This is a genomic window from Paracholeplasma vituli (assembly GCF_025446935.1).
Lineage (GTDB): Bacteria > Bacillota_I > Bacilli_A > Acholeplasmatales > UBA5453 > Paracholeplasma > Paracholeplasma vituli.
Genome location: NZ_JAOEGN010000014.1, coordinates 44,664 through 58,706, shown reverse-complemented (window position 1 = coordinate 58,706; position 14,043 = coordinate 44,664). Strand labels below are relative to the sequence as shown.

The 14,043-nt window shown below is 37.9% G+C and carries 7 protein-coding genes; 6 read left to right on the top strand and 1 reads right to left on the bottom strand.

Going from position 1 to position 14,043, the window contains the following annotated elements:
• Window positions 1–806 (top strand): transposase (locus tag N7603_RS07435; RefSeq protein ID WP_262096795.1); only part of this gene is annotated, 806 nt, incomplete at its 5' end.
• Between the two features lie 167 nt (window positions 807–973).
• On the opposite strand, the gene N7603_RS07430 is transcribed toward N7603_RS07435, so the two are convergent.
• The gene (locus tag N7603_RS07430) at window positions 974–1,477 is read right to left on the bottom strand and encodes a hypothetical protein (protein ID WP_262096794.1); all 504 of its coding nucleotides are present in this window, start codon (window positions 1,475–1,477) and stop codon (window positions 974–976) included.
• 374 nt (window positions 1,478–1,851) lie between these two features.
• Here N7603_RS07430 and N7603_RS07425 point away from each other — a divergent pair, with 374 nt between their 5' ends.
• The 5 genes from N7603_RS07425 to N7603_RS07405 all read left to right on the top strand — a co-directional run bounded on the left by N7603_RS07425 (window position 1,852) and on the right by N7603_RS07405 (window position 13,581).
• On the top strand, window positions 1,852–3,690 hold the full coding sequence (locus N7603_RS07425) for a heavy metal translocating P-type ATPase (protein WP_262096793.1): 1,839 nt from the start codon (window positions 1,852–1,854) through the stop codon (window positions 3,688–3,690).
• Window positions 3,691–3,699: 9 nt separating this feature from the next.
• Window positions 3,700–4,158 carry a thioredoxin-dependent thiol peroxidase gene (bcp, locus tag N7603_RS07420; protein WP_262096792.1) on the top strand — a complete coding sequence of 153 codons (459 nt, stop codon included), beginning with the start codon at window positions 3,700–3,702 and terminating at the stop codon, window positions 4,156–4,158.
• Between the two features lie 127 nt (window positions 4,159–4,285).
• On the top strand, window positions 4,286–7,822 hold the full coding sequence (nifJ, locus tag N7603_RS07415; protein ID WP_262096791.1) for a pyruvate:ferredoxin (flavodoxin) oxidoreductase: 3,537 nt from the start codon (window positions 4,286–4,288) through the stop codon (window positions 7,820–7,822).
• 203 nt (window positions 7,823–8,025) lie between these two features.
• Window positions 8,026–10,686 (top strand): InlB B-repeat-containing protein, encoded by a 2,661-nt coding sequence (locus tag N7603_RS07410; RefSeq protein WP_262096790.1) that lies wholly within the window; start codon window positions 8,026–8,028, stop codon window positions 10,684–10,686.
• Between the two features lie 207 nt (window positions 10,687–10,893).
• Window positions 10,894–13,581, top strand: coding sequence for an ABC transporter substrate-binding protein (locus tag N7603_RS07405; RefSeq protein WP_262096788.1), 2,688 nt, complete (start codon window positions 10,894–10,896; stop codon window positions 13,579–13,581).
• Window positions 13,582–14,043: the final 462 nt, after the last annotated feature.

Genomic DNA, 14,043 nt, shown 5'->3' with positions numbered 1-14,043 from the left:
ATTTAAGTGATTTATCACTAGATATCCCCACACCCAAATGTATCCAAACCAAACCAATCAAAGAAATCACCATCAAGTCCTACTATGATGGCCAATACATCGAAGTGGTCTATGTCTATTTAGATGAGACACCTAAAATGAAATTAGATGATCTTACCGAAACCATGGGCATCGATTTTGGTTATAACAATCTAGCATTTTGTTCAGTCACGAATAATGAGCATTTATTGTTAGATGGCAAACGGTTAAAGAGTATGAATCAGTTTTATCATAAACGAATCGCTAAACTAGCTAGTACTAGACCCAATCAAACTATCTTAACCAAACAAATGATTCGTCTAATGGATAAGAGAAACCATCAAATGGATTATGGGATATATAAAGCAGCTAAACTCATTATTCATCACGCGATAGATAATAAAGTGAAACAAATCATCATTGGTTATAATGATATCTTTAAAGATGAGCGACTATCTGACATTTATAATCAATGGACGAAGAGTATTCCAATCGCGAGACTTAGAGACCGTATCATATACTTAGCTAAACAGATAGGTATTGAAACCAAAGTGATTAATGAAGCATATACTTCCAAAGCGTCATATCTAGACCAAGATGAATTCGTAAAAGGTGATTTCTCAGGTGTTAGAATCAAAAGAGGTTTATATAGAAGTAAAAAAGGCACTTTGATAAACGCTGATCAAAATGCCTCATTAAATATGATTCGAAAAGGTAACCCCAATGCCTTATGGATAGGGAATAAGGGAGCGAACACTCCTAAGCGTACATACCTATTTGGTGTGTAGTCGTTTTTAAATAAGACGAGTTAAATCGTTAAGTGGAAATGAATCATTCTTTAAAGGGTGATTTATTCACCTCTTTGTTCTGAAGGTAAATTCAAATAAAACTGAATCAAAAAAACCACCAAATACAAAGAATCGTGTTTGATGGTTGAGGATTAATGTTAAAATATTTACTCTGTTAGGATGAGTTCTTTGTTAGCAATCATTTTTTTATATTTCCGAAGGCTTACGATGTACACATTGTTTTCATCATTTACAAGTGACTGATAGTACACATTGTTTAAGAAATTAAAAAACTCATAGGCATTGTGGTACTTAAATTTATATTCTATAGATTGAAACCACAGTTCAAAAAATTCTGATTGGTATAATCTTATACCGGATGAACCAGGTATATGAACTAAACCAAGGAGGAAGTATCCGAAACTGTTATATCCGAAAAGTCGGAACGTAAATAGGATTAGAAGCTGAACGACTAAATAAACAAATAAAATGAATAAGGCAAGACCACTACTGGTGTTGTCTAAGTACACGGCATAGTAAAAGACGATACCAATAAATATGCTTATGAATAAGGTAAGGTCTATGGTTTCTGCCCAGATAATTCGGCTTTTCTTAGGGTTTAAATATTTTAAATACATAATCTTGTTAAACGTCTTAGTATTATTTTCCATATACACGCTCCAGATCGATGATTTATTATGATTTCATGGTACCATCAAAAATAAAAATATGTAAATGTTTGATTATAACCAACAAAAATATAACAATCGTATGATTATATATACCAAGTAGATTTAAATTACTTTGAAGGGTATACGTATAGTTAGGAAAGACACGATTGTAGTATCGAGTTTTAAATGAAGATTTTGTTTTAGTTTATTGTATTAATTTACATTTTAGTTTGTGTCAAATATCTAAAAAAAGATTCAAAATTATGTTCAACTCATAATATTTCTAAAAACTATGACTATTTATAATAAATATGTGCATTATTTATAAGATTAGCCAATCGTTATGTTATACTAGTTCCAGTGGAGGAATTCTTATGAAGAAAAACAATTTGACAATCGAGACTACTTTAACGGTGACTGCGATTGTCCTCATTTTATTTACACTTATTTTTAAATCCTTATTAAACGAAACCACTCAAATGGTCTTATTTGGATTATCCTTTGTCTTTGGGGGTTTTTATAAAGCCAAAGAAGGCGTGATTAAAACGATTCAGAATAAAGCTTTGAACGTTGAATTCTTGATGATCATCGCAGCATTAGGCGCATTCATCCTCAAAAATTACGCAGAAGGCGCTATTTTAATATTCATTTTCGCACTCTCAGGTCTATTAGAAGACTACGCGACCGCGAAGAGTGAAAAAGCTTTTACAAGTTTATTGAGCTTAGCACCAGAAGAAGCGGTTCTAGATTTTAATGGAACAGAGAAAGTCGTTAAAGTTAGCGAACTCAATATTGGGGATGTGGTCATTATCAAAGTAGGGTCATCCATTCCTGCCGACGGTACGATTGTATTCGGATCGACCGCAATCAACGAATCGATGATTACAGGTGAGTTCGTACCAGTCGATAAAAAAGTTGGAGATTCTGTGTTTTCAGGAACTTTAAATGAATCTGCCTTAATCAAAGTTAAAGTTACGAAAGACATGAAAGATTCGATGGTTCAAAAAATCATTGATTTCGTCGAAACAGCCCATCAAAACAAAACCGAGTCCGAAAGTTTCATCGAACAATTTGAACGTTGGTATGTATATGTTGTCATCGCATTATCGCTTGCAACCATGTTTTTACCACCCGTATTTGGATGGTGGACAAGAGATGAAGCATTTTATCGTGGTATCGTCGTATTGGTTGTCGGGTCTCCATGTGCGTTAGTCGCATCCGTTTCACCAGCCGTATTATCCTCTTTATCGAACGCATCACGTAAAGGGATTCTTATAAAGGGTGGCAAGCACCTTGAAACCTTATCTAAAATTGACGCTGTATTATTAGATAAGACCGGAACCATTACAGAAGGTAAACCTGAAGTTAAAGAAATCTATTGTACAGTCGAAAATCACGCAGAATTATGCAAGGTTATTTATGCGTTAGAAAAACAATCTACCCATCCGCTTGCGAAAGCAGTGGTTACTTACTTAGAAAACACCGATGAAATTCATATTGAATCTAGAGAAACTCCAGGTAAGGGAATTGAAGGTACGTATGAAGGTCACCTTTATCAAGTTGGTCGTTTTGATGTGGTGATTTCAAATGAACTCAAATTAAGGATAGATGAAGCCCACAAGGCAGGTTTTACCACAGTCTGGATTTCAAAAGATGGCAACTTAATTGGCTACATAGCATTAATGGACCAAATTAGACCACGTGTTAAAGAAGCTATTAGTTCACTTAAAGCTTTAAATATCCGTCCAATTTTAATGACTGGGGATAACCGTTATACTGCAGGTTCGATTGCGAAAGAAGCAGGTATTAGCTATGTCTTAAGTGAATTATTACCTGAAGACAAACTTAAACATGTGGAATCTTTGAAAAAATCAGGTAGTACTGTGATGATGGTTGGTGATGGCATCAACGACGCGCCTGCGCTTGCAAGTGCTGATGTTGGAGTCGCGATGGGTTCAGGTACAGATGTTTCTCTAGAAACAGCCGACATTGTCTTCATGAACAATAATATTGAGAATATCGTGAAATCCGTCTATCTAGCTAAAGAAATGAAGAAGATTGCACTCCAAAACATTGTATTCTCGATCACAGTCATTACTTTATTGTTACTATCCAACGTATTAGGTATTGTGTTGTTACCGCTTGGTGTCATATTCCATGAAGGTTCAACCATATTGGTTATTTTAAATAGTTTAAGATTGCTTGTGAAATAGGAGGTTACCATGTTAGAAGTTGGTACGAAAGTTAAAGATTTTAGTCTAAAAGACGCCTTAGGGCATACGCATACCCTATCAAAATATTTAGGAAAAAAAGTGGTCATTTACTTTTATCCAGAAGACGATTCACCGGGGTGCACCACCCAAGCTTGCACATTTAGGGATCTTGAACCAGAACTCAAACAATTAAATGTTGTATTATTAGGGATCAGTCCAGATTCTGTAGAATCACACCAAGCTTTTCAAACGAAATATGGATTACCATTCACTTTATTAAGCGATCCTGACCATGAAGTAGCGACTTATTTTGGGTCCTACGGGACTAAGAATATGTATGGAAAAATGGTAGTTGGAATCATTCGATCCACTTTTATACTGGATGAAAAAGGTGTGATTGAAAAAGTTTTCAAGAGGGCTAGTGCGAAAACCAATGCAGAATCGGTTTTAGCCTATCTAAAGGGCTAGATTAGAATTACTCTAAGATGTAAAAATTTTCACATTATTGGGTTTTATCAGGTTGATTTAACCCAGATAATGCGTTATAATCAATACGCAGGTTATTCTATAAGAATAAGAAATTAGGAGGAAAATAATGGCTGATAATAAGAAAGTTATTAAGTCAATGGATGGCGCGGAAGCCTCTGCTTATGTGGCATACGCGTTAACCGAAGTAGCGGGTATCTATCCAATTACACCATCTACACCAATTGGACAAAACGTCGACTTATGGGCATCTCAAGGTAAAAAGAACATTTTTGGTATGCCAGTTAAAGTCGTTGAAATGCAAAGTGAAGCCGGTGCCGTTGGTACTGTTCACGGATCACTTCAAACCGGTCTATTGACAACCTCGTTCACAGCGTCTCAAGGGTTACTATTAAAGTTACCTAACATGTATAAAATTGCTGGTCAATTATTACCAGGGGTTATCCATGTCGCTGCCAGAGCGATTGCAGCACAAGCATTATCCATTTTCGGTGACCATCAAGACGTGATGGCTGCTAGACAAACAGGTTGGGCTATGTTAGCTTCTAACTCTGTACAAGAAGTTATGGACCTTGGTGGGATTGCACACTTATCCGCAATCAAGGGATCTATACCATTCTTACACTTCTTTGATGGATTTAGAACTTCACATGAAGTCAACACCATCGAAGTATTAGATTATGACGTTCTCGCAAGACTTGTCGATAGAGAAGCCTTAGCGAAATTTAGAGCTGGCGCATTAAACCCAGCACATCCAAAAACACGTGGTACCGCTCAAAATGACGACGTTTATTTCCAAACACGTACATTACAAGCATCCAAATATGCAGCCATTCCTGACATTGTAAATGACTACATGCAAGAAATCTCCAAAGTTACAGGAAGACATTATGCACCATTTAATTACTATGGTGATCCTGAAGCAACCGATGTCATCGTTGCGATGGGTTCTGTCATCGAAACTTCAAAAGAAGCGATTGACTACTTAAGACGTCAAGGTAAAAAAGTCGGTATCGTATCCGTTCACTTATTTAGACCATTCTCAGAAAAATATTTCTTTGATGTAATGCCTAAAACCGTTAAACGTATCGCGGTATTAGATAGAACCATTGAACCAGGTAGCACTGGTGAACCATTATTCTTAGATGTTAAGAATATGTTCTATGGCAGACCGAATCAACCAGTTATCATCGGTGGTATTTATGGATTATCTTCTAAAGATACAACACCTAACATGATCAATGCGGTTTATAAGAATTTAGCTGGCGAACAAAAAGACCACTTCACTGTAGGTATTAACGACGACGTGACCTTCACATCGATTGACATTTCTGAACAAATCGACGTAACCGATAAAGATACACTCGAAATGTTATTCTTCGGATTGGGTTCTGACGGTACCGTTGGGGCATCCAAGAACATCGTTAAGATCATCGGTGATAACACCAAGTTGAACTCTCAAGCGTATGCTGCTTACGACTCCAAAAAAGCTGGTGGCGTTACCCGCATGCACTTACGTTTCAGCCCACATGAAATTCGTTCGACTTACCTCGTTAACAACCCACACTTTGTGTCCTGTTCTGCAGATACTTATCTAGCTAAATACGACATGATCAAAGGGTTACGCCAAGGTGGTAAATTCCTATTAAACACGCAAGTACCTGCTGACCAAATTGAAGCATTCTTACCAAACAAGGTAAAACGCCAATTGGCTCAAAAGGCTGCTAAATTCTTTATCATTAACGCGGTTGACCTAGCTTATGAAATTGGTTTAGGCAGACGTATTAACACCATCATGCAAAGTGCTCAACTTAAATTAGTTGAACAAATCATGCCTTTCGAAACTGCTGAAAAATACATGAAGAAATATGCTGAAAAATCTTACGGACGTAAGGGTGAAGCCATTCTTGAAATGAACTACGCAGCGATCGAAGCGGGTTACAAGCACTTAGTAGAAATTCCAGTTAAACCTGAATGGGCATTCTTAGAAGACGAAAATGTCGAAAAAGACAACCGTCCATCCTTCGTTAAAAATATCGCTGACATCGTCAATGCGATCGAAGGGGATTCCCTTCCAGTATCCGCTTTCCTAGGTTATGAAGATGGTCACATGGACAACGGTGCAGCCGCTTACGAAAAACGTGGTATCGCTAACTACGTTCCAGGTTGGAGAGAAGAAAACTGTATTCAATGTAACCAATGCGTATTCGCATGTCCACACGCCGTCATCCGCGCGTTCTTAGCTACACCAGAAGAAGCAGCCAATGCACCTGAAGGTTCTAAGATGATTCCTGGTAAAGGTAAAGGTCTTGACCAATACAAGTACACCATTCAAGTATCGACATTAGACTGTACTGAATGTGGTGTCTGTGTTCAAGTCTGCCCAGCCCCAGGCAAAGCGTTATTCATGACTCCAATCGGACCTGAATTAGCAGCCGGTTCACAACAAATTGCTGACTACTTCTTCAATGAAGTTACTTATAAGAATATTGGTAACGATAACGTCAAGAACGTTAACTTCAACAAACCATTATTCGAATTCTCTGGCGCATGCGCTGGTTGTGGTGAAACACCTTATATTAAGGCGATTACCCAATTGTTCGGTGAACGCATGATTCTTGCGAACGCGACTGGTTGTACCTCCATTTATGGTGCGTCCTACCCAGCAACCCCATACACCACTTTACCAAACGGTAGAGGACCAGCATGGGCGAACTCCTTATTTGAAGATAACGCTGAATTCGGTTTCGGTATGAGAATCGCTTATGAAACCATGAGAGACCGTATCCAAACCATCATCGTGGATCATTTAAATGAAATGCCTGAAGTCTTAAAAGGCTTAGCTCAAGAATGGTTAGACCACAGAGCTGAAGGCGAATACACTCAAAACCTCGCGCCTAAACTAGAAGCTGAATTAGCGAAAGTAAACGAAGGGTATGCTAAGGAACTCTTAGAACTTAAAGATTACTTCGTACGCGTTAGCCAATGGATCATGGGTGGTGACGGTTGGGCATATGATATCGGTTATGGCGGTATTGACCACGTGATCGCGAACAATGAAGATGTCAACATCCTCGTTCTCGATACCGAAGTTTACTCCAACACCGGTGGACAATCCTCCAAATCTGCACCGTCTGCGTCGATTGCGAAGTTCACTGCATCCGGTAAGAAGACCAAGAAGAAAGACTTAGCAGCCATCGCGATGAGCTATGGACATGTTTACGTCGCACAAATTTCCCACGGGGCTTCACCTGCTCAAGTCATTAAGACCTTGAAAGAAGCAGAATCCTATCCAGGACCATCATTAGTCATCGCTTACTCACCATGTATTGAACATGGTATCAAGGGTGGCTTGACTCAATCTGCAGCACAAGCTAAACTTGCTACAGAATGCGGCTACTGGCCAACATTCAGATATGACCCAAGATTGATAGAACAAGGTAAGAATCCATTCCAAATCGATTCTAAGCCACCAGTCTGGGACAAATACCAAGACTATCTATTGTCTGAAGCACGTTATGCACAATTGTCACAAATTAATCCAGACCACGCAGAAGCGTTACTTGCACAAAACTTAGCAGATGCTAAAGCACGTTGGGCAATGTATCAACGTTACAAAGCAATGGATTACTCCAAACAAGAATAGTTTTTAAAAACGGATGACTAAAACTCATCCGTTTTTTTTTTTTCGCCCTCGTGCGCGTTAGTAATAATAGATAGTTTTAGATGAGGCGAGCAATCTTTAGTTACAATAAAAACAATTGATTTTTACTCTTCAATAAATGGCTTGACATTTTAGTAAAAAGATATACAATAGATTTAATTAACTTCAAATGAAAGAGGTGTAACATGAATCAAAATACAATTATCAAGAAAATGCTGGGGTTGATTTTACTCATCACGGCAACTTTTCTATTTGTGGCTTGTGACAAAAAGCCAGTAGACCCAGATCCAATCGTCCCTGAAAAAGTCTATGTCACGGTGACATTCAATTCAAATGGTGGTGGAACTGTTGACCCACTCACGATTGAAAAGGGACTGAAAGCGACTGCACCTACAGCACCTACTAAGGATGGATTCACGTTTAACTATTGGTATACCACAGACGAAGCTGTTCAATTTGACTTCAATACTGTAATTAATGCGAATGTAACCTTAAACGCGAAATGGACTGAGAATATCGTTGAACTCACCACACTCGAAAAGATTGAAGCTGACTTCTTGCAAGTTGAAGCGAATCTTGTTGCGAGCCGTTATAAACTCAATATTCCGACTAAAGGGCCTGTCCATAACAGTACTGTGCGTTGGTCTATCAGTAATAAATACATTACTTCTAGCGGATTTGTTATTCCTGTATTATCAGATGATACTGTAGATAGTGCAGAGATTGCTGCCAACTTTACTTTAAATGGTGAAACGGTTCGTAAGACCTTTACAGTACCACTATCGAAACCTGGTGAAGTCTTTATTCAAGATTCCCGAGTGGTAGAATTTGAGAACTTAACTACGGAATACAATGTAGCAGATGGCGAACTCGAATTGTTCTTTGAAGAAGACGGTTCAATTCCATATGTATCTGTCATTACGTTCTTAAACCTTTTATCCGGATTTGTTGACCCAGAAGTAGATTTCGAAACTACACTAGGCTCCGATACCGTCGAAATCCGTTATGAATATTACGACGAAGATGAAGATCATACCTATGATTTAAGAAATACGATTGACGCAACCAACAATACGATATCAACCAACGACCCTGGATTTTTCTGGGCGTATATCTATTCTACTGAAACCAATTATGGTAGACACATTACCTATGATAACGACCATCCGGATGCTTCTTACATTGAAGGCTCTGACATTGTTTACGAATTAGGTAAGTATGGCATGGATATTGTGGTTCATGGCGGAGAAATCTTAGTGCCTTATTACATTGTCAACCAATTGTATGCGGGTTCTAGCTATTATAATGTGTATTACAACTCTGATAAACTTTATGGTATTTATTCGTTACCAGATGCAGATACCCCTGAATACGATGCAATCCGTACTTCTAGCAAAAATGGTCAAGCCATTCCTGAAGATTTATTGATGCATACGTTCAACTCATTAGCATTCAATCTAGATTATTTCTATGGTTTAAGAGAAGTCATGGATGTTGAAACTTATTACGATTTATTATTTGCAGAAAGAAGCCGTCTATTAACCACTAGTGCGCTTGGTTTAGATAGCCAAATAGCTTCATTACTACTTAAAAAACTCGATGAACCACATACCAGTTACGGCTACCCAGGTTATTACAATACCAAGAGCTATGAAGGTCCATCAGTCAGCTCATTATCAGATTATGGTACACGTTTCAACGCTTGGTATTATGATGCCTATGTTTATGTCGATGACGCGATTGAAGCGAAGTTCGGTCGTGAAGGTCTAACCAGCAATGCTTGGGCAGCAGGCTCTTTAAACCGTACGCCGTATTGGTTTATTAATGATACTGTCGCTGTATTGATTTTAGATAGTTTCTCCACTTCAGATATTGTTGAAACAGAAACTTTCGATGTCTCTACCTTAAACCGTGCACTCGATTTAGATTTAGAAACAGCAAGCATCCTACCTAGTATTACAGGTGGTAATCGCTACTTTACATTTAAATTAGGAGACAAAGACCAAGCGCATGCTGAATTCATCGTGAAGGGTCTTAATGAATCCTATGTCACAACCTATGAACAAGCCTTAGTAGCTGCTGGTTTTGAAAAAGTAGTACAAACCTCCTCAGACCCAATCAAAGCTGCAGGTTATTTCAAGAAAACCGTATCAGGTGTAGACTACATGGTCCAAATGTCGTTTAGCACTAAATACAACGTCTTCTATTTAGGTATCATCAGTGAAGTTCCAGAAACCTATACCAGTGAATGGCCAATGACATTCAATTTAGTGAGCCGTTTGAAATCAGACTCAGCAGTATACATGGAAATCATGTTAGAAGCACTCACTCTAGAAAAACCAACCGTCACCAATATCGTCTTTGACATATCTTGGAACTCGGGTGGTAACGTTGGAGCATTATACCGTGTTGTAGGGTTTATGACGGATGACGCATTCAAAGTCAGCCGTATCAATGCAGGCTCTGGCTCAAAATCAACTTCATACATTAAGATTGAAGGTTTACCATCATTCGCGCACTTAGAGTGGTCATTATTGATTACACCAAAAACTTTCAGTGCGGGTAACTCGTTAGCAACCATCTTCATGGAAAATGACTTAGGTCCAATCATGGGCATCAAGTCTGGTGGTGGTGCTGCATCCATCACACCAATCTTATTACCAAATGGTACAGCCTTCACCATGAGCAGTAACTCGTTAAATGGTTATCGTACAGGTACAGGCACAGAAGCAGATCCATTTGTATATGTTGACAATGAATTTGGTATTGAACCAGATTATGTCTTAACTTATGCAGAACTCTATAGCAATGAAAAGATCCTCGAGATTTTAGCTAGTTTGAAGTAAAAACCATTTTAGAAAAAAGGGCATTGTAGAGGCGTTTTCTCACAGTGCCCTTCATTTTAAGGGCCATTAATTAGAAATATTACTGTATTTTAAGGAATGTTCAATTGAAAACGATTACAAAGACACACAAAAAAACATAATCAATTGACTTAGCCGTTGTTTTGTAGTAAAATCACAAGCAAACTATTATAAGGAGAGAAAAATAGGATGAAAAAAATTACGACTTTAGTATTACTCGTAGCCTCTTTGATCTTCGTTGCAGCTTGTACTCCGACAAAGTACACCGTAACGTTTGATTCAAATGGTGGTAGCGACGTAGCATCTGTTGTTGTTGAAAAAGGCAAACCAGTTGCTGAACCTTTGGATCCATCCAGAGACCCTGTAGGCGCAGAAGTATACAGTTTCGTTGGTTGGTTTACAGATGAAGCAGCTACTGTTGAATATGACTTCTCAAAACCAGTATCTGGAAACCTAACATTATATGCAGGTTGGTCATTGAACAAAGTTCTTAGATTTAACACTAAGACTTCCGCTTCAATCACTCCAGTTGTACTTGGTGAAGATGGTGGTACTGTTTCAGCAGCCCCAGCAGAACCAACAAGAGATGGTTACGTATTTAAAGGCTGGTTCTACGGCAAAGCTGGTCTAACTTGGTTAGAACCACAAGCAGTAGCATTCCCACTTACATTAACAGCATCTACAACATTGTATGCTTATTGGGAACCAGTAAACTCGAAATTAGTGAATTATTCTGCAGGTGAAACTTATGTTTCTTCTGTTCAAAAATCCACACGTGTTATCTTAAACCCACTTGTGTATGAAAATACATTTGAAGATGGATTAATCGCAAACATGGCAACTTCTATGTATGAAACTGAAGTTGACTGGGATTTAGCAATTGAACAAGGCGTTGCTTCAAAACCTGGCGATTTCTCTAAGATTGTTAATAAAGAATACTCAGTTGAAGCACTTGACTATAAATATATTTTAGTTGGTGCAACTCAATATCCAATCAATAAAGACGGTGACGAATTACTTGATGAAGATGGTAATTACGACCGCGTAGCAGCTACTCAAAACAAGAGTACTGAATGGACCATCAAGATGAGAGACGATATTTTCTTTGAAGATGGTACAAAAGTGAATGCTTACACATTCGAATACACTTTAAAACAATACCTAGATGGTAAACAAAATAACTTCCGTGCGAATACAATGTATAAGACAGCAGCTAACAAGAATGGTTACCCAATCTTAAACGCTAAAGAATACTTTGACGGATTAGTTACATGGGATCAAGTTGGTATTAAAGTAGTTGACGAATATACAGTTAAGTTCATTTCTCCAGAAAGCGATGCAATGACTCAATCACAAGCAGTAGGTTTAGCTAATACATACTTAGTTCACCCAGCTGTTTATGCAGCATCATTAGACGCTAATGGTCAAAACTCAACTTATGGTACTTCAGTACGTCCTTATGTTTCTTATGGACCATACATCATCAAGTCTTGGGATAACGAACAAAGAATCGTTATGAACAAGAACTATAACTACCTCAATAAAGGCACAATTAACTATAAGAGTGTTGTTTATGAAGTTGTTGACAACTACGATCAAACAATGGCATTATTCGCTGAAGGCAAATTGTCTGTTGCAGGATTACTACAAGCTTACTATGCACAATACGCTGAAGCAGAAAACGTATTTAAGAGCTGGAATAACTATCCACAATACATGGTAATCAACACTGCTAAATCCAAAGCACCTACAAATGCTCACGTTCACCCAACCATCATTCACGATGTTAAGTTCCGTCAAGCATTGTTATATGGATTCGACAGAAACTACTATGCAAATAACGTATATGCTCCAAACGTACCTACACTATTACCAATCCCTTCAAACGTTAAAGCGTACATCCAAGACCCACTAACATATAATGAGTCTCCTGCACACTTAGCAGTTCTTGAAGAATTGGGTATTCCAGCAGCAACCAATGGTTACATTCCTGATAGGGCTAAATCACTATTTGATGAAGCGTATGCAGCATGGTTATTAGCTGGTAACTCCGGTCCTGTCACATTGAGATTAATTGGTGCTGAAGATACCGTATCTAAGAGCTTACATGCTTACATCAAAAATAGCTATGAAACATTATTCGAAAAAGACGGCGTTAAACGTGTTATCATTGAAGTCTTTGAATTTAACTCACAAGGTTTATCTCAACAAAGATCACAATGGAACTTTGACCTAAGTTTAGGTTCAGTCGGTTTCGGTGCCGTTTATGGTGCACAATGGCAATATGGTGGTATTGGTCTAATCGGTGCTGCTATTGGTGGTGCAGGATTCGGTCTATCCTTCCCATTTGATGAAACCACATTCGATCCTGCTAAACCAATCGCATCAGCCCCAGGCTCTGGTTGGGCAACATGGTCAGATGAAATCATCGAAGTTGAAATGCAAGCAACTTACGACTATTTAGTTGAATATGGTAGAGAAAACATTATCGCTGATGGACTTGAAGATTACATCTATCTACTTGATAACCTTGAAGAAGAATTAGACGAAGATGGTGTTACAGTAATTAAGCCTGCTGGAGTATTCAAGATGTCTGTATACGATGCAGCTGACTGGGCATTCAACTACAATACACCATGGGACGCAACTGCTGAACAACCATTCGCAGGTGCTAGAGAAGATGTTTGGTCATTCGTAGCTGCTCTAGAAAAAGTATTCTTAACTAAAGCTGTTCCGATGGTTCCTACAACTACTGGTGCAGTAGCTACTATTTACGCATCAAACGTTAAGATCACATGGCCTGAATATTCTAACGCATTCGGTTGGGGAGCTAATAGATATCGCTATCTAACAACTGACCCTGATTTCGCAGCTTAATAATTTAAAGCATAATTAAATCTTACGAAAACAAGCCTGGAAACAAAAAGTTTCAGGCTTGTTGTTTCGTAAATAGAAATGGTTTGAATAACTTACTTTTACATAATAGACCAAGACTTTATTGGTTTTTATGCCAGTATCTAATGATTTTTCATACAGAAATCGATTTACATACGGAGGCATTTGGATAACTATAAATTATTCACAAAAAAGTTAAAATAAAGTTGATTTCCATAGAATTGCTCAAAATTAGAAAGCGTACATTTTATAGGTCATTTGACCTGCAAACGAGAAACGTTTAATACATAAATTAGTTATAAAAAATACTAATCCATTGCAGATTCTATCATTATGTAAAAATAATTTATTTGTCGTTTTCTTGTGTAATTATGATCGTTATTACTGTATAATAGATATAATCCATATTTGTAAAAGACAAATATATATATATGACTTTAAGGA